The following is a 22,353-nucleotide window of genomic DNA, read 5'->3' on the forward strand; positions in this document are numbered from 1 at the left end:
CATGTCCACCGAAACACAGCCGGAGAATCCCTCCTCGGCACCCGGGGTCGACGACGACGCAATCGCAGCGACTCGTAAGAACAACACACGCGGCAAGGTCCTGACCGCCTCAATGGTCGGCACCACCATCGAATTCTTCGATTTCTACGCCTACGCCACGGCCTCCTCGCTGGTCTTCCCGGCCCTCTTCTTCCCCAACCAGACATCGACGACTCAGCTGCTGAGTTCGTTCGCGATCTTCGGCGTCGCCTTCGTCGCCCGGCCCCTGGGCTCGATCATCTTCGGTCACTTCGGTGACCGCATCGGCCGGAAGAAGACGCTCATCGCCTCCCTGCTCATCATGGGCATCGGCACCTTCCTCATCGGCCTCCTCCCCACCGCAAGCACCCCGGGCTGGGTCGTTCTCGCCCCGCTGTTCCTCGTCCTGCTGCGCTTCTGCCAGGGCGTCGGCCTCGGCGGCGAATGGTCGGGTGCGGCGCTCCTGGCCACCGAGAACGCTCCGAAGGGCAAGCGCGCCATCTGGGGCACCTTCCCGCAGCTCGGTGCCCCCGTCGGCTTCATCATCGCGAACCTGCTCTTCGTCGCCCTCGGCACCTGGACCTCCCCTGAGGCGTTCCTCGCCTGGGGCTGGAGGATCCCGTTCCTGCTCTCGGCACTGCTCGTGGCCGTCGGTCTCTACGTCCGCATGTCGCTCATGGAGACCCCGGCATTCCAGCTCGTCGCGCAGAAGCAGCAGATCTCGAAGGCCCCGCTCGGACGCGTGTTCGCCACGAGCTGGAAGCCGCTCATCCTCGGCACGCTGATCATGCTCGCGACCTACGTGATCTTCTATTTCATGACCGCGTTCACCCTCACCTACGGAACGTCACCTGCCACCCCCGAGCAGGCGCAGACCGCCGCCGAGGCGGCAGGGAAGACCTTCGATCCTGCGGGCTTCGTCGCCGGGCTGGGGTACACGAAGAACGAGTTCCTCACCTACCTCATCATCGGGGTCGTGTTCTTCGGCATCTTCACCGTCGTCTCCGGACCGTTGGCCGAGAAGCTGGGACGCCGGAAGATGCTGCTGGGCGTGACCGTGCTCATCGCCGCATACGGGCTCGTCGTCAATGCCCTGTTCAACGCCGGCACCGCGGGAGTCATCGTCGGCCTCATCGTCGGCTTCATCCTCATGGGACTGACCTTCGGACCGATGGCCGCGTACCTGCCGGAGCTCTTCCCCGCCAATGTCCGCTATACCGGCTCGGCGATCTCCTACAACATGTCCAGCGTCATCGGGGCCGGACCCGCACCGTTCGCCATGGTCGCGCTGTGGCAGGCTGAAGGAGGGTCGATCTTCTACTGCGGTCTCTACATCATCGCCGCGGCGATCGTCACCATCATCGCCCTGTGGCTGGCCAAGGACACCTCCGACCTCGACATGGAGGACCAGCTGAGCTGAGGCTCTCTCCCGAATGTGGTCACTCAACCGAGGCCCGATCGCCGTTTCCGGCGGTCGGGCCTCGGTGTTGTGACCACAGAACGTCTGCGTGGTGGGCCGGGGCCTCGTGTCGAACGCCACGTCAACACTACGATTTCGTCACAACCGCCTCGGCGATCATCGAAGTGCCGTGGGTGTGATCCAGTTCACGGTAGGATTCCTCTCAGACATTGCCCAGACACGGATGTCTGGGCAATCCGTTTGCGTGACGAGGCCGTCACCGATCTCCTGGAGGAACCATGAAACGACGCTCGAGCCTGGCCATTGTGGCCGTCGGCGCCATGCTCGCCCTCTCCGCCTGCGGCGGCGGAGGCGATTCCGAACCTGCAGCGACCGCCGAGGGCGGAGTCCCCCTGGTCAAGGAGGGCAAGCTGACGACCTGCACCCATCTGTCCTACCAGCCCTTCCAGTTCGAGAAGGACGGCGAGGTCGTCGGCTTCGACGTCGACATCGTCGATGCCGTGGCGAAGAAGCTCGGCGTCGAGCAGGAGATCATCAACACCTCGTTCGAGACGATCACCTCGGGTGCGGAGTTCAACCAGAAGAAGTGCGATGTCGCGGCCGCGGCAACGACGATCCAGCCGAAGCGCGAAGAGGCAGCAGACTTCTCAGACCCGTACTTCGATGCCAACCAGGCGATCCTGACGAAGGCAGACAAGACCGCAAAGGACGAGAAAGCTCTCAAGAGCTTCAAGATCGCCGCCCAAGCGGGCACCACCGGCCTGGACTACGCGACCGAGCACTTCAAGGATTCCGAGGTCATCACCTACGAGGACCTGCCGCTCTCACTCGAAGCGCTCAAGACCGGTCAGGTCGATGCCGTCATCAACGACAACGGAGTCCTCTACAACTACAACACAGAGAACAAAGGCTTTGCGATCGGCTTCGACATCAAGACCGATGAGCACTACGGCATCTCGATGAAGAAGGGCAACACGGAGATGAAGAAGGCCGTGGACGACACGATCAAGGAGATCAAGGACAACGGCGAGTACGACAAGATCTACAAGAAGTGGTTCGGCGACGCACCGAAGTGATCGCGCCTGGATGGGCGGTCTGCTGCGACGACATCGTTGCAGCAGACCGCCCGTTCGGCTGAGCCCGACCGCCTCGCCTGAGCCCAACTGCCGCTTACGGCACGCATCCCGGCGGGCATCCCCGCTACCGTTTTCGAAGGACAACACCCATGTCAGTTCCCCCTGCGAGAGAGGACGGCCGCCCGACCGGCCCCGCCGTTCCCGTCGCAACCGCCACCCCGAAAGCCAAGATGAGCAAACGCCAGAAGGCGAAGCTCTCCCGCGGCATCCAATACGCCGTTCTCGTCGTCATCGCGATCATCATCGCGCTGGTCGCCGATTGGCCGACCCTCATCGACACGTTCGGACGATTCGACATCGCCGTCGGCATGTTCCCCGACGTCATCACGGGAGCGCTGAAGAACACAGTCGTCTTCACCGTCCTCGGCTTCGCCCTCGGCCTGGCGATCGCTCTCGTCGTCGCGCTGATGCGATTGTCCTCGGTCGGCGTCTACCGCTGGCTGGCGACGATCTACATCGAGTTCTTCCGCGGTCTGCCGGCCCTCGTCGTCTTCCTCGTCATGGGTTTCGGATTGCCCGTCGCGTTCCCCGGGTTCATCCTCCCGCAGCTCGTCATCATCATGATCGCCCTCGGCCTCGTGTCCTCGGCGTATATGGCCGAGACGATCCGCGCCGGCATCCAGGCAGTGCCGAAAGGGCAGATCGAAGCCGCCCGGTCTTTGGGCATGTCCTCGTCGCGCGCAATGTTCACGATCGTCCTGCCGCAGGCCATGCGCATCATTCTGCCGCCGCTGACGAACGAGCTCATCCTGCTGACCAAGGACTCCTCCCTGGCCTACATCCTCGGTTCCTCGGTCGACGGCCGTGAGCTCGCCGCCCTCGGCCGAGCAGAGATCGTCAACAGCGCGAATCTCACCCCGTTCATCGTCATCGCACTGTGCTATCTCATCATCACGGTCCCACTGTCGTATCTCTCGCGGGTGTTGGAGAAGAAGTACGGTTCCGCCGATTCAGGAGTGAAATGATGACTGCCACCACCTCGTATTCGTCGACGAAGACCCCGATCATCGCGATTCGGAACCTGCAGAAGAGCTTCGGGGCGAACAAGGTCCTCACCGATATCAGCCTCGACGTCGACAAGGGCGAGGTCGTCTGCGTCATCGGACCCTCGGGCTCGGGCAAGTCGACGATGCTGCGCTGCATCAATACGCTCGAGACTCCTAGCGGCGGCTCGATCGTCGTCGACGGCATGGACATGACCGATCTGGACCTCGACATCGACGCCGCCCGCACCCGCATCGGCATGGTCTTCCAGTCCTTCAACCTCTTCGGCCACCTCACGGTGCGGGAGAACCTCACGATCGCCCAGACCAAGGTGCTGCGTCGTTCGAAGGCCGAAGCGAACAAGGTCGCCGAGACGAACCTCGCGAAGGTCGGGCTCTCCGAGAAGATGGAGGCCAAGCCGGGATCACTGTCCGGCGGTCAGCAGCAGAGGGTGGCGATCGCCCGGGCGCTGAGCATGGACCCCGATGTCATGCTCTTCGACGAGCCCACCTCGGCGCTCGACCCGGAGACCGTCGGTGACGTCCTCCAGGTCATGCGCAACCTCGCCGAGGCGGGGATGACGATGGTCGTGGTCACTCACGAGATGGAGTTCGCCCGCCAGGTCGCCGATCGCGTGGTCTTCATGGATGGCGGAGTCGTCGTCGAAGCAGGACCGGCGAAGGACGTCATCGGCAATCCCCAGGAGCAGCGGACGAAGGACTTCCTCTCCCGCGTGCTCAATCCCGGACAGCTGGGATAGCGGACAGCCGGTCGACCGCGGGCTCAGAGAGTGAAGCCGGCGGGGAAGGGATCACTCGGGTCGAGCATGAACTGCGAGGTCGCGGTCAGCCAGGCGCTGCCGGTGATCGTCGGTACCACGGCCACGTGTTCGCCCACGGTCGTCTCCTTGATGAGGCGGCCGGTGAAAGTGGTGCCGATGAAGCACTCATTGACGAAATCCGTATTCAGTCCCAACTGCCCGCGGGCGTGCCGGACGGCCATGAGCGCGCTCGTGCCGGTGCCTCCGGGCGAACGATCCAGCCACCCGGGATGATTGATGAGGACGTGGCGGGCATCCGGTACGTCGTCGCTCGGCCCGGGTTCCGTCGGCGGTGTCAGGAACACGACGTGCTCGCAGCCGCTGTAGCCGGTCTCCGGATGCACCGGGTCAAGCTGCTCGTTGACTGCGGCCATGATCTCGCGACCGGCCGCGATGAAGTCGTCGCCGCGATCGCGCTCGAACGGGATGCCGACCTCCTCGGCGGAGACGAAGGCGTAGAAGTTCCCGCCGAAGCCGATGTCGCAGGCGATCCTCCCCCGCCCGGGCACCTCGACAACCTGGTCGAGCGCGTGCGCATAGGAGGGAACGTTGATGATCGTGACCGCCTCGGCGTGACCGTCCCGGACGGCCACCTCGGCGGTGATGAGCCCGATCGGGGCATCGAGGCGCACGGTCGTGACGGGTTCGACGACCGGCACCATTCCCGTCTCGACGAGGACGGTCGCCACCGCGATCGTGCCGGCTCCGCACATCGGCAGCACCCCGGTCACCTCGATGAAGAGCACTCCCCAGTCCGCGTCGGCACGGGTCGGCGGCTGCAGGATCGCACCCGAGAGCCACCCGTGGCCGCGCGGTTCGCACATGAGGAAGGTCCGCAGGTCGTCGGAGTTCTCGATGAACCATTCACGGCGTTCGGCCATGGACTCACCGGGGAATGATCCCACTCCCCCGGTGACGACACGGACGGGCAGCCCCTCGGTGTGGGCTTCGACGGTCTGGATGAGACGGTTGGTGCGCATTGTCGCTCGCCTCGCCTTTCTCGCTCAGTTCTCCAGGACGTCCTTGAGGATGACGCGGTAGCCCTGGCGGGAGTCGAAGCCGTGGATCTCACGGGTGTCCAGCGCCGACATGAAGTCGAGCACCTCGGCGGTGATGACCTGTCCGGGCACGAGCACCGGGAACCCGGGCGGGTACGGGGTGACGAATCCGGCCGAGACCGGCTGTTCCCCGTTCTCGACGCGGCGTCGCAGCTCATGCGGGAGCACATGCTCGATGTTCTGCCGGCGCAGACCCGCATAGTAGGCCGTGCGCAGGTCGCCGTCGGGCAGCTGCTTCGACGGATCCTCAGCAGGAACCTCTGCGGCATAGTCGGGGGCGAAGGCACTGAAGTCCGGCAGAGGAGGCATCACCGCGGCCGGTTCGGTCAGCGCATCCTGTTCATGCAGCTCATGCGGATCATTGAACATCCCCGCCAGTTTGACCAGCACCTCGATGAGGTAGGCGACGGCCGAGCGTGAGGTGCCGATGTTCGTCATGAACAGCACCGTGTTCCGGCTCGTCTTATTCACCTGGATGCCGTAGCGGTCCATGAGATGTTCGTGCTTGAACGTGTCCCCGTCGACTCCCGTGCCCGAGATTTCGACGGTGATGCGGCTGGGATCGACGACGAACTCGTCGCGGACCCAGGCGTCCCACATCGTCGACAGGCCATCGCGCAGCGGCATCGTCCGTTCGGTGACGCGGTATTCCTCCGGAATGAGGTCGGCAGCGGTGAGCACCTTGAACGTCTTCTTCAGCAGCGGGTGCCTGGCGATCGCCGAGGACAGGCTCATCGCCAGATCGAGCTGCTTCTGCACGAGCGCGAAGCCCTCCATCTCCACCTGCCTGCGACCGAGATCGAGGGACGCGAGGATCTGGTAGTTCGGCGAAGTCGACGTGTGGGTCATATACGCCTCGTGGAAGGCCTCCTCGGCACCGGAGGAGAACTCCTGATCGTAGACGTGGATCATCGAACCCTGGCGCAGCGCGGTCAGCGTCTTGTGCGTCGACTGAGTCGCGTACACGCGGATCGTCGCATCCGGCGGCGGCAGCAGATCCTCCTCCAGCCACACCGAATCGGGAGCGGGGGCACCTGTCTCGGGATCGAACAGGCGCTTCTGCTGCTCCCGGTACGCCGCGGCGTGGGCGTTGGTGGACAGGTTCTCCTCCAGGGTCTCTGCAGCGACCATGGCGGTGCGCTTGCGGGTGACCGGGTGGAACCGGGCGAAGGCGAACCAGGCTTCGTCCCAGAGGAAGACGAGGTCGGGTTTGATCGCCAGGCACTCGGACATGACCGTGTAGGGGTCGTAGACGATTCCGTCGAAGGTGCAGTTGGTCAGGGTGATCATCCGCACCTCGTCGAGGCGGCCGGCGGCCCGGTAGTCGAGCAGCAGCTGCTTGATCCTGGACAGCGGCACCGCCCCGTAGAAGGCGACATCGTTGAGCGGGTACGCCTCGAGGTACGCGGTGCGAGCACCGGTGAGCATGAGCGCATGGTGGTGGGACTTGTGGCAGTTGCGGTCGACCATGACGACCTCGTCGGGTGAGACGACGGCCTGGTGGACGATCTTGTTCGCCGTCGACGTGCCGTTCGTGACGAAGTACGTGCGTTTGGCACCATAGGCGCGCGCGGCCAGCGCCTGCGCCTTCTTCAGCGTATGCACCGGAGCGAGCAGGGAATCGAGCTCACCGGAGGTGGCACTGGATTCGGCCAACAGCAGATTGAGTCCGTAGAAGTCGACGAAGTCGCCGATCCACTTCGAACCGACGACGGAGCCGCCGCGGGAGACGGGCAGGGCGTGGAAGACACCGGCCGGGCGGCGGGCATGCTCACGGATCGCGTCGAAGAACGGAGTGTCGTAGAGGTGCTGGATGCGGCGCAGCAGCGACAGGTGGAGTTCGAACTGGTCCTCACGGCGAAACACACGACGGAACCGGTGCGTCAGGGCACCGGCGAGGCTTTCGATATGCGCACCGGCCATGAGGTAGAGGTCGAGCTCCGGACGCAGATTCGCCAGAGTGTCGGCCAGCCGCAGCACCCGGCGCACCGAATTGAGCGGACTCATCGGAGCCGTCGGCGATTCCTTCGTCGAGGTGTGCGCGAACTCGATGGAATCGCGCAGGTCGCGGCTGAGCACCTCGCGGGTGTTGTCGGTGAACCCGGGGCGGATGACGCAGGCGAGCAGGTTCGGGTTCGTCAGTGCCGCCGCCACCGCATCGTCGGCGGTGGGCACGATCACGTAGTCGTAGATGAACTGGTCGGAGGCATTGCGGAGTTTGAGCAGGTCCGTGTGCAGCTCATCACGGCCGCCTTCGGTGGTCTCATCGACGATGAGGACCTCGAAGCGGGGACGGGTGTCCTGTCGGTCCTTGAGTTCGGCGCGCTCATCCTCGGTGAGCTCGTCTTCACCGGTGTCGGGCACGGTGGTGCCGCGCAGCCGGTTGACCGCACGGGTGATCATGTCATGTGCCCGGTCGAATTCGCCGTTCGAGAGCAGGTCGGTGATCTCCTCGACATAGCGCTGACCGAAACCGGCCCAATAGAGTTCGATCGTCTTCAGCGAGCGCAGCGAGCGCCACACCTCGCCGTCTTCGGCGATCATCGAGAAGTCCCCACCGCTGACGGCCAGCCGCTTGATCGCGAACTTCAGGTACTCCCACGCATCCGAGCGCAGCCGCCAGGTGCTCGCCGGCATTCCCGGGTCCCGTTCGAGCTGCGCCCTGCGCGGTGTCGACGGGGCCCCGGCTCGACCGTGCCTGCGGCCGCCGCCGAGGTCGGTGGGCTCAAACTCCTGCGCCGTTGCCTGGTCGGAGTCGATTCCGGTCATGCGAGAGCCTCCTGGCTGTCAGTCTCAGTCCTCACCCCGCTTCGGTGAGGATTTCCTGCTCACGGGCTCAGCCGGCGGACCGTACTGATTCCGTTGTTGCACGATCATACGACCTCACGGTTGCGAATGGGCACGGTGGTGGGCCCGTGAGACAACCACGGAAGGCAAAATGATGATAAGGATGGGGTATGGACACCTCCGCGTCTCTTTCTGCAGGTCATCTCATCGTCGAGGAACTCGAAGCACACGGAGTCGCTCGCACCTATCTGGTGCCCGGCGAGTCGTATCTCGATGTCATCGACGGTCTCCGCGATTCGGCGATCACCCCGATCGTGTGCCGCCAGGAGGGCGGTGCCGCGTATATGGCCGTGGCCGAGGGGCGGATGACCGGGGTGCCCGGAATCGCCATGGTCACGCGTGGCCCGGGGGCGGCGAACGTCAAGGTCGGCGTCCACACCGCCTACCAGGACGCGACGCCGCTCGTCGTCTTCGTCGGGCTCATCCCCACCGATCATCGCGGCCGCGAATCCTTCCAGGAATTCGATCTCGAGGGCTGGTTCTCCTCGACCGCGAAGAAGGTGCTCACCCTCGATGATCCCGACAAGGCCGCCGAGGTGGTCGTCGACGCCATGCACACCGCCGTGACCGGTCGGCCCGGTCCCGTCATCGTCGGCCTGCCCGAAGAGGTCCTCGTCCAGCGCAGTTCGGGGACGGTCCTTCCCCCGCGGGTGCATGGTTCGGCATCGCCGTATGCCGGTGACGTCACGGAGCTGCGGGCCCGCATCGCCGCCGCCGACCGTCCCGTGCTCATCATCGGCGGGGAGGACTGGTCGCCGTCGACGTCGCGGCGCATCGCCCAATGGTCGCGCGACCGCGGCCTCGGGGTGCTCGGGACCTTCCGTGCCTACGACGGCATCGACCACGACAGCCCGAACTTCCTCGGCATCTTAGGCTTTGGCGCCGCCCCCGTGGCCAAGCGCACCCTCGCCGAGGCGGACCTGCACATCTATCTCGGCTGTGTCCGCACCGATGTGGCCACCGACGGGTTCAGCAACGGCGTCGACCAGCGCACCGTCGTCATCGGCCCCGATGCCGATGCGCACGGCCACTTCGGTCGCCTCGACCAGCACATCGTCACCTCGGTCAGCCGGTTCGCCCAATCCCTGTTCACCGAGGAGGGCACCCGCACCTATTCGGTGTCCTCCGACGGGTCGATCGACGAACCGCCGCTCGGCGATGCCCTGTCCGAAGCGGCCGGGGACGCCGTGCCGCTGCCGGACTGGGTGGCCGAGGCCAGATCCGAGCTCGAGGCGTGGCGGAAACCGCACGTGGCAGCGTCGGGGTCGGCCGCCTCGGCGGGGTATGTCGACATGGACGAAGCATTCGTCCACGTGAAGGAGCTGCTGGCCAAGGACGCGATCATCACCTACGGAGCGGGGAATTTCTCCGGCTGGGCCACGCGCTTCCTGCCCACGCACGGGTTCCCCTCGGCACTGGGCCCGCGCAACGGATCCATGGGATTCGGGCTGCCCGCCGCGGTCGCCGCCGCGCTCGTCCACCCGGAACGGTCGGTGTTCTGCATCGCCGGCGATGGAGATTTCCTCATGAACGGGCAGGAGATCGCCACGGCCGTCCAATACGGCGCCGACATCACCGTCGTGCTCAACGACAATTCGGTCTACGGCACGATCCGCGGCCATCAGGACCGCGAATACCCGGGCCGGGCCACGGCCACCGCACTGCAGAACCCGGACTTCGCGGCCATGGCCACGGCGTTCGGAGGGCTCGGCATCCGCGTCGAGGCCACCGAGGACTTCCGTGACGCGTTCGAACGGGCGCTGGCATACAAGGGACTCTCGCTCGTCCACTGCATCACGGATCCGACCGTTCGCGGGGCCAGGTTGCCGTGAACGATCGGCTGCGAACGCCGGAGCGGACGTCTTTCGAATCTGACTAAGGTGACCGTATGAGAATCGACGCGATCTTCACCGACCTCGACGCACACACTCTCGACCCGACGCGCCCGCGGGCGCAGAAGATCGGGGTCTGGGGCAACCGGATCATCGGCTTCGACGAGGAGCTCGACGGCATCGACGCCGACCGGGTCGAGTCCTTGGGCGGAGCGACGGTGCTGCCGGGATTCAACGACGTCCACTGCCACACGACGTGGTTCGGTCTCACCCTGGCCTCGGTCGATGTCACGGCGCTGCCCGGCGGTCTGCCCGATGTGTATGCGGCGCTTAAGAAGGCCGCGGCGACGACTCCGTCCGGGGAATGGATCGAAGCCACGGGGTATGCCCACCGTGACTATGACGGGCAGTATCCGGACCTGGTCCGTCTCGACGAGATCACCGGGGACCATCCCCTGTTCATGCGGCAGACGTCCGGTCATGCCGCGATCGTCAATACCGAGGCGATGCGCCGGGCCGGGATTCTGGACCCCGGTTTCGAGGAGCCCGTCGGCGGCAAGGTCGTGCGCGACGCCGCCGGTCATCCCACGGGGCTGATCGAAGAGACGGCACAGACCCTGGTGCAGGATCTCATCCGCCCGTATTCGCTGGACACCGTCGTCGACGCCCTCGATCTGGCGACGGCCTATTACGCGAAGGAAGGCATCACGTCCTTCGGCGAATGCGGAATCGCCTACGGCTGGATCGGCCACTCCCCCATCGAGATCAGCGCCTACCTGCGGGCTCGGGAAGAGGGCAAGCTGCGGGCTCGGGCTCAGCTCATGCCCCAGGCCGACGGGCTGCACCCGATCGCGGCGAACTCCGCCGACGGGTTCGGCATCGGTCTCGATGCGGGACTGCGCACCGGCCTCGGCGATGATCTCATCTCGATCGGGCCCGTGAAGTTCTTCATGGACGGAGCTCTGTCCGGCGAGACCGCGGCGCTGCGGGAGAACTATGCGGGCAAGGACCATCCGGGCTACTTGCAGGATGACGCCGAGGTGCTGCGTCAGCAGATCCTTGACACCTATGCCTCCGGCTGGTCGTTAGCCGTGCATGCCATCGGTGATGCTGCTGTGGATGCTGCGATCGCCAACATCGTCGAAGCACAGAAGCGCTATGGCCGCCGGTCGGTGCCGAACCGGATCGAGCATGCCGCATTGGTCCATGACGAGCACCTGGCGACTCTGGCCGAGCACGGAATCGTCGTCACCCCGCAGGCGGCGTTCGCCGATGGCATCGGGGACGGGATGAACGCCTCGCTCGGGCCGGACCGCCGGCACCTGATCTACCGGGCGAAATCGTTCGTCGATGCGGGTGTGCCGATGGCCGGCAGCTCGGACCGACCCTGTGCCGACGGCAATGTGCTGCGCGGAATCGAAGCCTACGTCACCCGCAGGACCCGTGACGGGGATGTCATGGGTTCGGCGGCCGAAGCCTTAAGCGTCGACGAGGCGATCGCCGCCTACACGGTCGAGGCGGCGAAGGCCTCGGGGCAGGCCGCGGACAAGGGCACGCTGTCCCGCGGCAAACTCGCCGACTTCGTCGCCTTGGAGACTCACCCGGGCGACGTCGCAGCGGACGAGATCGCACAGATCCCGGTCAAGGCCACGATCTTGGGCGGCAACTACACCCACCAAACCCCCTAATTACTACCTGACGGCGGCCCAGCAACCTCGCGAGGTTGCTGGGCCGCCGTCAGGTAGTGCTAGCGGGGGAAGTCGAGGTCGGTGAGGACCTTCTCGAAGACTCCGAGGCCGCGTTCGAGGTCCTCTTCGCTGATGTTGATCGGCGGGACCACGTGCAGGCGGTGATAGTTGTTGAACGGGATGACGCCGTGTTCCTTCAGCGCCGCGACCACCGAGGCGACCTCGGGTGAGCCTCCGCCGTAGGGGGCCAGCGGTTCCTTGGATTCCTTGTCCCAGACGAGTTCGATCGCCCAGAACGCTCCGGTGCCGCGGACCTCGCCGACGTGCTTCGAGTTCTCCGCGATCTGCCGCAGGCGGGGGCCGATGATCGTCTCTCCGATATGGGCTGCGTGTTCGATCATGCCCTCGTCGGCCATTGCGTTGATCGTCGCGACCGCGGCCGCGCACGCCAGCGGGTGACCGGAGTAGGTCAGCCCGCCAGGGTAGACACGCTCGGCGAAGGACTCGAAGATCGCGTCGCTGATGACGACTCCGCCCAGAGGCACGTACCCGGAGTTCACGCCCTTGGCGAAGGTGATGAGATCGGGGACGATGTCGAAGTGTTCGAAGGCGAACCACTTGCCCGATCGTCCGAATCCGGCCATCACCTCATCGGCGATGAGCACGATCCCGTGCTCATCGCACAGCGCCCGCACCCCCTGCATGTATTCGGGGCTGGGGATCATGATTCCGGCTGTGCCGGGAATGGATTCGAGGACGATTGCAGCGATCGTCGCCGGCCCCTCGAGCTCGATGGTCCGACGCAGGTGCTGCAGCGCCCGTTCGGTTTCTTCGGCCTCGGTGGCGGCGTGGAACTCCGAGCGGTAGAGGAAGGGCCCGAAGAAGTGCACGACGCCGGCCGCTCCGTGTTCGTTCTCCCACCGACGCGGGTCGCCGGTGACGTTGACGGCCGTCTGGGTTCCGCCGTGGTAGGACCGGTAGCGCGAGAGCACCTTCGTCCGCCCGGTGTGCAGACGCGCCATGCGGATGGCGTGCTCGTTCGCATCCGCGCCGCCGTTGGTGAAGAACACCCTGTCCAGGCCCTCCGGGGTTCGGTCGGTGATGAGGCGTGCCGCCTCGGAGCGCGCCGCGTTGACGGTGGCGGGGCTGATCGTGCACAGCACATCGGCCTGGTCCTTGATCGCCTGCACGACGGCCGGATGCTGGTGGCCGATGTTCGTGTTCACCAGCTGCGAGGAGAAGTCGAGGAACTCCCGCCCCTCACCGTCGATGACCGTCGACCCGTGAGCGCGGGCGACGGTCGGTGGGTCGATGAGTCGCTGTGCCGACCACGAATGGAAGACGTGCGCACGGTCGAGTTCACGGGCTCGGGCGGATTCGTCCCTGAGCGCTGCGAGGTCGGCGTCGCCTGGCTGGTGCACCATTGTCACCCTTTCACTGAAGTACCGGAGATGAGCGCGGAATCCGCGCCCGTGGGCTCATGGTAGAACACATTCGACTACAGTGACGAGCATGTCTTACCGGACCATCGTCAGCCCCGTCGAGGCCGAGATCGAGATCAAGAAGTCCCGGTTCCTCACTCGTCTCTCCCCTGCCGCAGATGAGGCCGAAGCCCGAGCCGTCATCGCCGCCGCGAGGGCCGAGCATCCGAAGGCCCGCCACCACTGTTCGGCCTTCGTCCTCGATGTGGATTCACGCACTCAGCGCTTCAGCGATGACGGGGAACCGGCCGGGACCGCGGGCGCCCCGATCCTCGATGTCGTCACCGGCCATGATCTGACCTTCGTCGTCGCCGTCGTCACCCGGTATTTCGGCGGCACCCTGCTCGGTGCGGGCGGGCTCGTGCGCGCTTACGGTCAGGCCACCTCGGCGGCGGTGGATGAGGCACGGATCATCACCCGTCGTGAGCGCGTCCCCGTGTCCGCGAACGTCGACTACGCCCGGGCCAACGCCCTGGAGCGGGCAGCCGGGAACCGGGGATGGGCGACGCGGGCCGACTACGGCGGTGAGGTGGGACTCGACGTCCTCGTCCCCGTCGCCGAGGTGGCCGACGCCGTGGCGATGTACGCCGACCTCACGGCCGGTCAGGCAGAGCCCGAGGTCGGTGAGGTCGAGTGGGTGTGAGACCCGAGTTCCGTGCTCGGCACAGTCGAGTTCGAATCAGTCGAGCGCGGCGATCTTCGCGACCTGCGCGTTCGTGAGCATGACCAGATCCTCGGGACGGATCTCGATCTCGAGACCGCGACGGCCGGCCGAGACGAACACGGCGGAATGGTCGAGCGCGGTGCGGTCGACGACGACCGGAACGGCATGGCGCTGCCCGAACGGAGAGACTCCTCCGACGGGGTAGCCGGTGCGACGTTCGGTCTCGGCGACGCCGGAGAGCTGGGCCCTCTTCGCTCCGCGCGCCGAAGCCAGAGCCTTGAGGTCGAGCTGACCGGAGACCGGGACGAGTGCGGTCACGGGTGTCCCGTCGACCTGGATCATCAGGGTCTTGAACACCTGGTCGGAGCTGACACCGAGCTTGTCGGCGGCCTCCGAACCGTAGCGGCGAGTGGCTGGATCGTGGTCGAAGCTGCGCAGGCTGTAGTCGATGCCTGCCAGGTTGAGCACTCGCACGGCCGGGGTCGCCGCACTGGATGTCTTGGATGCAACTGTCATAAGGGGGTAGTGCCTCCTGCCCGCAGGTCGACGGGGCCAGGAGGCGCAGTGTTCACGACTCCGTGTCCCCGCGTCGATACGGACGGAACGTTGTATCGGTGCTGATAGGTACCCGCCCACAATAGGCGAAGTGGGCTGGCGGGCGCCAATTCTCATGACCCCAAGTGACCCGTCGGTAAATTCACCGACCCTTTCAGCCGAGCGCGTTCAGCCCCAGCCGAGTTCGTGGAGTCGGTCATCGTCGAGCCCGTAGAAATGCGCGATCTCGTGGACGATGGTGATGACGATCTCCTCGCGCAGATGATCTCTGTCCTCGGCGAAGTCGATGAGGTTGTCACGAAAGATGAAGATGTTGTCGGGCATCTCGAACCCGGCGATCCCCCTCTCCCCGATCGGCGTGCCCTCATAGAGGCCGAGCAGGTGCCGGTCACCGTCCTCCGGTCGGTCCTCGACGAACAGTGCGACATTGTCCAGCTGTTCGGTCACCCCTTCGGGCAGCAGATCCAGGGCTTCACCGAGGATCGCATCGAACTCGTCATCGCTCAGGGCCTCCATGTCTCCCACTCTAGCGACCCCGATCCCCTCGCCGAGGCGGCCCGGCGAAGCGTCGGAAACCGCCGTATCCGGCCTGTGACGGAGGACACTCCATTTCGTTTTGCATTCCGCGAATCGGGTGGGATAAGCTTAACGTCGTTGCCCACGGGGAATCCGAGGACAACCTGGGCCCCCATCGTCTAGAGGCCTAGGACACCGCCCTTTCACGGCGGCGACACGGGTTCGAATCCCGTTGGGGGTACGGTGTAGGATCGTAAGGTCTTCCATCACAACAGCAAGGCCCTGTGGCGCAGTTGGTTAGCGCGCCGCCCTGTCACGGCGGAGGTCGCGGGTTCGAGTCCCGTCAGGGTCGCGGAGCATAAGGCTCTTCTTCGGAAGAGCCTTTGTTTCTCTCGGCATACTTAACGAGTATGTCGGCGGCTCGGCTCTGTAGCTCAGTTGGTAGAGCGTTCGACTGAAAATCGAAAGGTCACCGGATCGACGCCGGTCGGAGCCACCAAGCAAAACCCCTGCCACGGCGGGGGTTTTCGCGTTCTTAGACATAGTTCTCACGCCTCCTTGGGTACATAGCTTCCAAGAGCCGCGGCGTAGGCATCAAGCGAACTGGCGGACCTAGGTTCGAGCCCCGCAGGCCATCTATCACACTGAGTCCGGTCAGTGGATCTCTGATGCCGAATTCGCCGAAGTGCGCCCATTCACCACGTTCGCGTCGCGACCGAAAGCCGAACAAGTGTCGGTTGGTGATGCGCAGGCTCAAGGTCAAACCCGACTCGCAGGAAGCGCTGTTTGGCACGCGGCGGTATCACGCATTCATCACCGATAGTGCCTTGACCACGGTGGAGGCTGGTCGCCGGCGTCGCGAACACCCGACCGCCGAGCAAGTCATCGCCGAACTCAAACAGGGCCCTTTGGAGCACGTGCCACCTGAGAAGTTCGTGGCCAACGAAGCCCGGCTCAGCTTCACCGTCATTGCGTTCAATCCTGCCAGGCCCGCCGCCCGGGCGGCGGGCATTGAGTTCGAGCACTGGCAGACCCGGCTGAGGAAGATCATTGCTGGCCCGGCACAATTGGCGAGGACGGGGCAGAGACTGATCGTTCATCTCCCGAGATCATGGCCGCGCAGGCCCAGTGGTCACAGCTATGGGCGGCGACGTTGAGTCCGTAGGTGGGCGCTGAAAGTCCGTGCACGGCGCTACCTTGCGGGGTCCGATGAGGAAACTGCGATCGGAAGAGCCAGACGAGTGCGCTGGCCCTCTAGACCCGCCTGCTATCACGCGTCGACTTCATTGACAGCGCCGCCCCAGAAAGCCCCCTGGCGGTGGACTAGCGCCTACAGGTCCCCCATCACCGCTTCGCGCCTCCCGACCATTCCCGGCGACACTGAGTGTTGCGCTTCCAAATGCGGCACTTTGCGACTTAGCTCTCGCTGCAGAGTCGGTGAAGGCCTTCAGCTCTAACGAGAGCGACGGAACACCGGTGGTCCAACTTGAAAGATCTGCGATCAGAAGAAACTTCGCTGATTATGCAGTCCATACGCTTAACGTCTTCGACACCCCCAGCAAGGTGGAGATCGGAATCGATGAAGATAGCGCCGCATGCGAATGCCTGCTCTCCGCAAGACCGCAATACGCCTTGAACCGGTCTTCAATTGAAGATGAAACCGTTGAAGCATATCGTCAGTTTGTGAGTTGCCGCACACACAGATTGGATTAACGACGCGCCTGCAACATCCGCGATGACAAATCAGACTTCTCTGAAGTATCGAATACACGGATCGCCAGTAACGTCATCCGCCGAGATCCGACGAGGCACTCGCCTGGTTGGCCCTGGATCCAAAACTGATCTCCGACGACCCGCTGGTGCGGGACGGGCTCTATCACCGAGCTCGTTAGATCTGCAATAGACATTCGAACATGTTATTCAGCGTTGAATAGATGGGACACGAGATGGTTACAGAAACACAGTCACGACTGCCTGGCCTGACATACTCACTCGTTGCATTTGCAACGATCGTACTAATAATCGCCGGCGGAATGCTGATCTTCGACGCATCGTTGCAGCTGATGTTGCTACTTGCAATGATCGTCGCTTTTCTCTTCGCCATGAGGCTGGGCAGTTCCTACGCTGAAGTCGAAGGATACGCCTACGGGATGATCAAGAGTGCACTCCAACCAGTGATGATCATTCTTGCCGTAGGCGCACTGATCGGAACCTGGATACTTTCCGGCACGGTCTCGGCAATGATCTATGCCGGACTGCAGATCGTGACTCCCTCACTCTTCTTACCGTCGGCAGTGATCATGTGCGCGATCGTCTCACTCGCGACAGGCACTTCCTGGGGCACCATCGGCACGGCTGGAATTGCACTCGTCGCAATCGGAGAGGTTCTGGGAATCAGTACGGGAATGACCGTAGGAGCAATTGTCAGCGGCGCATTCTTCGGTGACAAGATGTCTCCACTCTCGGATAGCACGAACCTGGCTCCCGCCGTTTGCGGGGCAAAGTTGATTCCTCATATCAAACATATGGTCTGGACCACCGTGCCGGCGTTGATTCTGACTTTGGGGATCTTCACCGTCCTCGGGTTCACGCAACACGGGGAGGGAGGAGACACGGCTGTCATTGAATCGACGTCTGCGGCTCTGTCCGCTATGTTCAACATCGGATTTATGTCGATTGTCCCTGCGATCGTGGTCATCGCTATGTTGCTGATGAAGATGCCTGCCCTTCTGTCGATCGTAACGGGGGCGCTCGTCGGAGGAGCGGTCGCAGTCCTCAATGAGGAGCACTCGGTCGCCGAGGCTCTGAGCGCGATGTACAACGGGAACACCTTCAGTTCGGACAATGAATTCATTAACGAACTGCTGAACCGCGGCGGCGTCGTCAGCATGTACGAGATCGCCGCGCTGATGCTGTTCGCGCTTGGGCTAGGCGGTGTCCTTCAGGGCGCGGGAGTTATGGAAAGCTTGTTGCAACCGGTTTCGCGAATAATCAAGACGGAACGGGGAGTGATCGTCACTACGATGGCCGTCTCATATATCACCAACATGATCGGCGCGACGATGAGTTTCGCTGCGGTGATGACCGGCACAATGATGCGGAAGAAGTATCAAGAATTCAGAATCAAACCGGAGAATCTGTCCAGAGTGATCGAGGACTGTGGCACTTTGGGTGCGCCGATCATTCCCTGGAACACCTCTGCGGTGTTCATCGCCGGAGCACTCGGCGTGTCACCGCTCGTGTACATCCCTTTCGCCTTCCTGTCGATCATCACGCCTATCATCTCGCTCATCTACGGTCTGACCGGATTCACGATCACGAAGTACGACGGGGACGAGACACCGCCTGTCGCGGCTGAGATCCCACCCGGAGCCGAGCGACCGAGCGAGACTCTGTGATGGCTCCTTTGCAATCCGCTGCAGATAGGTGTTCCGGCAGTAGGAAAAGAAGACTTGTTGCAGAGCGCCGCCACGGACAGATCGTCGGCCTTCGCCACAGTTTTCACGTACAGCATCTACATGCTCGAACGAATGGACAGGAAACCATATGAAACTGGATAGCTTCCCCCGGCGTAGATACACACTCTCGCCCACCCCTTTAGAGAGATTGGAGCGCTTTTCTTCCGTAGTCGGCGGCCCCACAGTCTATATGAAACGAGACGATCAGTTGGGCTTGACCGAGGGTGGAAACAAGACGCGGAAGCTCGAGTTCCTTGTTGCCGACGCACAGGCGCAGGGGGCAGACACGCTGGTCACCGCCGGCGGGGTGCAGTCAAACCACTGCCGACTGACCATGTCCGCCGCAAGTAGAGAGGGAATGCGCTGTGCACTCGTGCTCGAAGACGGTCCAGTGGTGTCCGATGAAACAGACTTCAGTGGCAACTACTTCCTCGACCATCTGTTGGGCGCCAATACGATCACACGTGTGGACAATGGTGCAAACCTTGCAGAAGAGATGAACCGTATTGCCGACGAGCTGCGAGATGACGGGCACATTCCCTACGTGATCCCAGTTGGCGGGAGCAACGAGATCGGCGCCACCGGTTATATGCGTTGTGTTGATGAGATCTTGTGCCAACTCGACGAATCAAATGTGGAGGCCAGCGCGGTCGTCTGCGCTAGCGGAAGCGGTGGAATGCAGGCTGGACTGGTGGCCGGTCTGATAGCGAGGCAACGCACCATCCCCGTGATCGGCGTGAATGTCAGCCGGGGCAGCTCTGAGCAGGAGAAGAAGGTGCTGAAACTCGTCGAGTCCGTCCTCGACCGCGTGGGATCGACAGAATCAGTTCCCCGTGAATCAGTCTTTTGTATTGATGAGTATGTCGGCCCGGGATACGGACTTCCCACTCCTGGCATGGTCGACGCGGTGCGAACGATGGCGAAAACCGAAGGCATTCTTCTCGACCCGGTATACACCGGCAAGGCGGCAGCCGGACTGATCGACCTTATCGAAAAGGAGAGGCTCGATGCTACAGGGAATGCCATCTTTGTACACTCCGGCGGAGTCCCTGCGCTATACGCCCGAGCGAATCTCTTTCGACCGACGAGCATGTGATCTGCACACGCCCGCACTGAGACGAACTGCGGAGGGCCCCGACGTCTTGAGCCGGGGGCCTGAAGCGGCACCGCATACGCTCAGGGCTACGGTTCCGTCCGCGAATCTCGCCGAGTTCGTTTCGTCTTTTAACTCACTTAATAGCCAGGAGGCTGTACATGCCCTCAACTGAAGAACTCAACGAAATCATGATGTCGCAGCTGCGAACGACCGGAGCTACGAAGTGGACCCGAGACGATGGTGCGATCGGCGCCTTTATAGCCGAAATGGACTTCGGGATCGCTCCACCGATCAAACGGGCGCTCCACTCTGCCGTCGATGAAGGACTGTTCGGGTATCTTCCCAGCAAATACAGGCAGGCGATGAAAATTGCCGTATCCGAGTATCTCGCCAGACGGTGCGATTGGAGAGTTCCTCCCGAACAGATACATGAAATCCCTGATGTCATCTCCGCGTACCAAACAGTGATCAGGAACTTCAGTCGTCCAGGAAGCAAGATCATCGTACCGACCCCCGCATATATGCCGTTTCTCTATGCTCCGCCTCACGAGGGACGAGAGGTTCTGCAAGTGCCAATGATCGAAGATCGCGACACCGGACATTTCGTATTCGACCTCCATGGGCTCGAAAAGGCGTATGACCTCGGCGGTGACCTACTTGTCTTGTGCAACCCCCACAACCCCACGGGAAGATCCTTCACTCAAGCTGAACTCAAGGAGATCGAAGATCTGGTTGATCACAAGGGAGGAAGAGTGTTCTCGGACGAAATATGGATGCCTCTTGTCTTCAAACCACATCGCCACATTCCCTATGCGTCCATTGGCGAAAGAGCTGCTGCACACACTGTGACGGCTACCGCTGCCTCCAAGGGGTTCAACCTTCCCGGGCTCAAGTGTGCTCAACTCATCCTCTCCAACGTCGGGGATCAAGCGAAATGGGATGAAGTCGGCTTCTTGCCAATGCACGCTACAGGCAACTTGGGAGCAGTAGCGACGGTCGCGGCGTTCGCCGAGTCGGAGGGGTGGCTAGACGACATTCTAGAGTACTTGGATGGCAACCGGAGGGAGTTGGTCAAGTTCATCGCAGAGCGTCTTCCGCGTGCCAGAGTTTCGGATCCGGAGGCTACATATATCGCTTGGATTGATCTATCCGCCTACGGAGAGGATGAGTCGGTCCACAAAAGGCTGCTTCAGGATGCAGGAGTCATGTGCACACCGGGCCTCCGATGCGGAGATGTCGGCGCGGGCCACGTACGGTTCGTCTTCGCCATGCCACGACCGATCATGATCGAGGCCTTGGAAAGGATCGCCGATGTCCTGGAGCCAAGGGCCAGCGTCTGAATCCACCATCGCCAACTGACGCAGTCTGGTCGGAACCAGTTGAGCCGGTGGTTAGTGGCTCATCGTAAACGAGAGTGTAGTATCGGCCTGAATCCGCCGGATTCGTGCAGACTTCTGGCGATGTTGTGGGTGAGGTTACGGATCTCCAGAGCAGATCTGCGGAGATGCTCAATCCCGCCGTTGGTCGCTTCAGCTGACCCGTTCGAAGTTCCCGACCGAGTGAAGAACGCGAGGATATCAGCGGCTCGACGCTTCACAGTCCTTCCCTACAACTTGAGTTCAATCAGCTCTGTCGGCAGATTCGTTGTCGGGTCGTAGCTGCCGGTCGAAGGAACTTCTTGCCCTCGTTGCGGTCCGCAGTTCGGTCGGAGCTCACGATGTCTTTGTAGACTGACCAGGTGATTTCGACCTCGGTAGAGTTCGGATTGGCGAACAGGCTCGCATTCCTCTCCTGTTGCTTGACCGCGAGCAGATCAACGCCGGTGCGCAGAGTCTTTCTCGACCGATACAACGGGTCATTCGCTCGTCCGCGGTGGCCTGTGATCACCTCCTGAACACGGCGACGTGCCTCGTCAAGGGCATCACCGGCGAGATTGACGACATCGAACGAGTCCATGACTTCCATGATTCGCCCCAGGGATTGTGGAGTCAGTGAAGCCACGGAAAGGTCTTCGCTATCATGCTCCAACGTAAATACTCCCTCGATCTGCGCGAACGAGCAGTACGCATGGACCTCGACGCTCTCGAAGTCGGCCCTGGTGCCCGCCGCAGCGTTTTTCGCCGATCTTCGCCGATGCTCAGCGAATCAAGGACCTTGAGAAGGAGAATCGGGAACTGCGCCGGGCCGACCAGATCCTGAAGTCAGCCTCGAGACCGACTGGCTGGGTCGATGTGGCCTTTGCCAGAGTCTTTGTGTTTGCGCACCCAGACTCGCATGGGTCTCTTTGCTTAAGCCGAGTTTTTTGCCACACGGGTGATGGCGCCGTTCGCAGTCTCGGGATCGGCCTGGGCATAGATGACGAGTTCGACGGCACGAGCCTTGAGTTCGCCGGTGTATTTCACTGGCAAGAGAGAATCTCCTTCCTCTAATCTTCCTGCCTCTATTGTCCCCGGAGCGATTCAGAGGGATGGACGGACGTTGCTAACCCCGCCGATGAAGGACGAGGCTAGCAGTTCCGACCATCCGGTCAAGAGATACAACTACGTGACTTTGCCCAGTGTGGAAGTAACTGCCCGATTTGTGCGAAAGTCCACTCACGTCATCACGACAAGCATGGTAGCCATCCCCGCAGCCATCAGAACGTGACAAGTGACATGCCAGCGGTGTATCTCCGTGACAGCAAACTCGTACAACCACCAAAACAATGCCCCTGCGCTGAGGTCACGCCGCGTCTTCGTCCGGTAGGATTCCCCGTCCAAGAATCGGGAACCAGCTCGACT

At 62.9% G+C, this 22,353-nt stretch carries 16 protein-coding genes, 3 tRNA genes and 1 pseudogene; 14 read left to right on the forward strand and 6 right to left on the reverse strand.

Annotated elements, in window-relative coordinates:
* The first annotated feature begins 1 nt into the window (after position 1).
* The 4 genes from FHG09_RS16175 to FHG09_RS16190 all read left to right on the forward strand — a co-directional run bounded on the left by FHG09_RS16175 (position 2) and on the right by FHG09_RS16190 (position 4,318).
* On the forward strand, positions 2–1,438 hold the full coding sequence (locus FHG09_RS16175) for an MFS transporter (RefSeq protein WP_413773155.1): 1,437 nt from the start codon (positions 2–4) through the stop codon (positions 1,436–1,438).
* Positions 1,439–1,716: 278 nt separating this feature from the next.
* Complete coding sequence (locus FHG09_RS16180) at positions 1,717–2,514, forward strand: transporter substrate-binding domain-containing protein (RefSeq protein WP_193627410.1); 798 nt, start codon at positions 1,717–1,719, stop codon at positions 2,512–2,514.
* Positions 2,515–2,744: 230 nt separating this feature from the next.
* The gene (locus FHG09_RS16185; protein ID WP_152348768.1) at positions 2,745–3,539 is read left to right on the forward strand and encodes an amino acid ABC transporter permease; all 795 of its coding nucleotides are present in this window, start codon (positions 2,745–2,747) and stop codon (positions 3,537–3,539) included.
* A complete protein-coding gene (locus FHG09_RS16190; protein WP_319803269.1) occupies positions 3,536–4,318 on the forward strand; it encodes an amino acid ABC transporter ATP-binding protein in 783 nt (260 codons plus the stop codon). The genes FHG09_RS16185 and FHG09_RS16190 overlap by 4 nt, the downstream gene beginning before the upstream one ends.
* A gap of 23 nt (positions 4,319–4,341) precedes the next feature.
* Here FHG09_RS16190 and FHG09_RS16195 read toward each other — a convergent pair whose 3' ends face one another.
* Entirely contained in the window at positions 4,342–5,358 is a 1,017-nt protein-coding gene (locus FHG09_RS16195) for a proline racemase family protein (RefSeq protein ID WP_152348675.1), read from the reverse strand.
* A 24-nt stretch (positions 5,359–5,382) separates the two neighbouring features.
* Positions 5,383–8,205: an aminotransferase class I/II-fold pyridoxal phosphate-dependent enzyme gene (locus FHG09_RS16200; protein ID WP_152348676.1), complete on the reverse strand. Its 2,823-nt coding sequence runs from the start codon at positions 8,203–8,205 to the stop codon at positions 5,383–5,385.
* Positions 8,206–8,393: 188 nt separating this feature from the next.
* On the opposite strand from FHG09_RS16200, the gene FHG09_RS16205 reads away from it, so the two are divergent.
* On the forward strand, positions 8,394–10,115 hold the full coding sequence (locus tag FHG09_RS16205; RefSeq protein WP_152348677.1) for a thiamine pyrophosphate-dependent enzyme: 1,722 nt from the start codon (positions 8,394–8,396) through the stop codon (positions 10,113–10,115).
* A gap of 56 nt (positions 10,116–10,171) precedes the next feature.
* Positions 10,172–11,803: an amidohydrolase gene (locus tag FHG09_RS16210; RefSeq protein WP_152348678.1), complete on the forward strand. Its 1,632-nt coding sequence runs from the start codon at positions 10,172–10,174 to the stop codon at positions 11,801–11,803.
* A gap of 59 nt (positions 11,804–11,862) precedes the next feature.
* Here FHG09_RS16210 and FHG09_RS16215 read toward each other — a convergent pair whose 3' ends face one another.
* Positions 11,863–13,227: an aspartate aminotransferase family protein gene (locus FHG09_RS16215; RefSeq protein WP_152348679.1), complete on the reverse strand. Its 1,365-nt coding sequence runs from the start codon at positions 13,225–13,227 to the stop codon at positions 11,863–11,865.
* Positions 13,228–13,315: 88 nt separating this feature from the next.
* Between FHG09_RS16215 and FHG09_RS16220 the strand changes: the two genes are divergently transcribed.
* Positions 13,316–13,927: a YigZ family protein gene (locus FHG09_RS16220; protein ID WP_152348680.1), complete on the forward strand. Its 612-nt coding sequence runs from the start codon at positions 13,316–13,318 to the stop codon at positions 13,925–13,927.
* Between the two features lie 36 nt (positions 13,928–13,963).
* Here FHG09_RS16220 and ybaK read toward each other — a convergent pair whose 3' ends face one another.
* Both ybaK and FHG09_RS16230 read right to left on the reverse strand, forming a co-directional pair.
* A complete protein-coding gene (gene ybaK, locus FHG09_RS16225) occupies positions 13,964–14,464 on the reverse strand; it encodes a Cys-tRNA(Pro) deacylase (protein ID WP_152348681.1) in 501 nt (166 codons plus the stop codon).
* Between the two features lie 207 nt (positions 14,465–14,671).
* On the reverse strand, positions 14,672–15,019 hold the full coding sequence (locus FHG09_RS16230; RefSeq protein ID WP_152348682.1) for a metallopeptidase family protein: 348 nt from the start codon (positions 15,017–15,019) through the stop codon (positions 14,672–14,674).
* 168 nt (positions 15,020–15,187) lie between these two features.
* Between FHG09_RS16230 and FHG09_RS16235 the strand changes: the two genes are divergently transcribed.
* The 7 genes from FHG09_RS16235 to FHG09_RS16265 all read left to right on the forward strand — a co-directional run bounded on the left by FHG09_RS16235 (position 15,188) and on the right by FHG09_RS16265 (position 20,913).
* Positions 15,188–15,260 (forward strand) — tRNA-Glu (locus FHG09_RS16235).
* 37 nt (positions 15,261–15,297) lie between these two features.
* A tRNA-Asp gene (locus FHG09_RS16240) sits at positions 15,298–15,371 on the forward strand.
* 71 nt (positions 15,372–15,442) lie between these two features.
* A tRNA-Phe gene (locus tag FHG09_RS16245) sits at positions 15,443–15,518 on the forward strand.
* A 241-nt stretch (positions 15,519–15,759) separates the two neighbouring features.
* Positions 15,760–16,176: a hypothetical protein gene (locus FHG09_RS16250; protein ID WP_152348683.1), complete on the forward strand. Its 417-nt coding sequence runs from the start codon at positions 15,760–15,762 to the stop codon at positions 16,174–16,176.
* Between the two features lie 789 nt (positions 16,177–16,965).
* Positions 16,966–18,417 carry a Na+/H+ antiporter NhaC gene (nhaC, locus tag FHG09_RS16255; RefSeq protein ID WP_152348770.1) on the forward strand — a complete coding sequence of 484 codons (1,452 nt, stop codon included), beginning with the start codon at positions 16,966–16,968 and terminating at the stop codon, positions 18,415–18,417.
* 148 nt (positions 18,418–18,565) lie between these two features.
* Complete coding sequence (locus FHG09_RS16260; protein ID WP_152348684.1) at positions 18,566–19,573, forward strand: D-cysteine desulfhydrase; 1,008 nt, start codon at positions 18,566–18,568, stop codon at positions 19,571–19,573.
* A 158-nt stretch (positions 19,574–19,731) separates the two neighbouring features.
* Entirely contained in the window at positions 19,732–20,913 is a 1,182-nt protein-coding gene (locus FHG09_RS16265; RefSeq protein ID WP_152348685.1) for a MalY/PatB family protein, read from the forward strand.
* 59 nt (positions 20,914–20,972) lie between these two features.
* Here the strand turns inward: FHG09_RS16265 and FHG09_RS20105 are convergent.
* Positions 20,973–21,532, reverse strand: a pseudogene (locus tag FHG09_RS20105) (ISL3 family transposase); the annotation flags it as partial.
* Positions 21,533–22,353 lie beyond the last annotated feature (821 nt).

The organism is Brevibacterium sp. CFH 10365, assembly GCF_009299785.1.
In the GTDB taxonomy this organism is placed as follows: Bacteria; Actinomycetota; Actinomycetes; order Actinomycetales; family Brevibacteriaceae; genus Brevibacterium; species Brevibacterium limosum.

What these genes read in the sequence shown, in the direction of transcription:
- FHG09_RS16205 (WP_152348677.1), top strand. Translation starts at nt 8,394, where the DNA reads ATGGACACCTCCGCGTCTCTTTCTGCAGGTCATCTCATCGTCGAGGAA.
- FHG09_RS16210 (WP_152348678.1), top strand. Translation starts at nt 10,172, where the DNA reads ATGAGAATCGACGCGATCTTCACCGACCTCGACGCACACACTCTCGAC.
- FHG09_RS16195 (WP_152348675.1), bottom strand. Translation starts at nt 5,358, where the DNA reads ATGCGCACCAACCGTCTCATCCAGACCGTCGAAGCCCACACCGAGGGG.
- FHG09_RS16230 (WP_152348682.1), bottom strand. Translation starts at nt 15,019, where the DNA reads ATGGAGGCCCTGAGCGATGACGAGTTCGATGCGATCCTCGGTGAAGCC.
- nhaC (WP_152348770.1), top strand. Translation starts at nt 16,966, where the DNA reads ATGGTTACAGAAACACAGTCACGACTGCCTGGCCTGACATACTCACTC.
- FHG09_RS16175 (WP_413773155.1), top strand. Translation starts at nt 2, where the DNA reads ATGTCCACCGAAACACAGCCGGAGAATCCCTCCTCGGCACCCGGGGTC.
- FHG09_RS16180 (WP_193627410.1), top strand. Translation starts at nt 1,717, where the DNA reads ATGAAACGACGCTCGAGCCTGGCCATTGTGGCCGTCGGCGCCATGCTC.
- FHG09_RS16185 (WP_152348768.1), top strand. Translation starts at nt 2,745, where the DNA reads ATGAGCAAACGCCAGAAGGCGAAGCTCTCCCGCGGCATCCAATACGCC.
- FHG09_RS16200 (WP_152348676.1), bottom strand. Translation starts at nt 8,205, where the DNA reads ATGACCGGAATCGACTCCGACCAGGCAACGGCGCAGGAGTTTGAGCCC.
- ybaK (WP_152348681.1), bottom strand. Translation starts at nt 14,464, where the DNA reads ATGACAGTTGCATCCAAGACATCCAGTGCGGCGACCCCGGCCGTGCGA.
- FHG09_RS16215 (WP_152348679.1), bottom strand. Translation starts at nt 13,227, where the DNA reads ATGGTGCACCAGCCAGGCGACGCCGACCTCGCAGCGCTCAGGGACGAA.
- FHG09_RS16190 (WP_319803269.1), top strand. Translation starts at nt 3,536, where the DNA reads ATGATGACTGCCACCACCTCGTATTCGTCGACGAAGACCCCGATCATC.
- FHG09_RS16220 (WP_152348680.1), top strand. Translation starts at nt 13,316, where the DNA reads ATGTCTTACCGGACCATCGTCAGCCCCGTCGAGGCCGAGATCGAGATC.
- FHG09_RS16265 (WP_152348685.1), top strand. Translation starts at nt 19,732, where the DNA reads ATGCCCTCAACTGAAGAACTCAACGAAATCATGATGTCGCAGCTGCGA.
- FHG09_RS16260 (WP_152348684.1), top strand. Translation starts at nt 18,566, where the DNA reads ATGAAACTGGATAGCTTCCCCCGGCGTAGATACACACTCTCGCCCACC.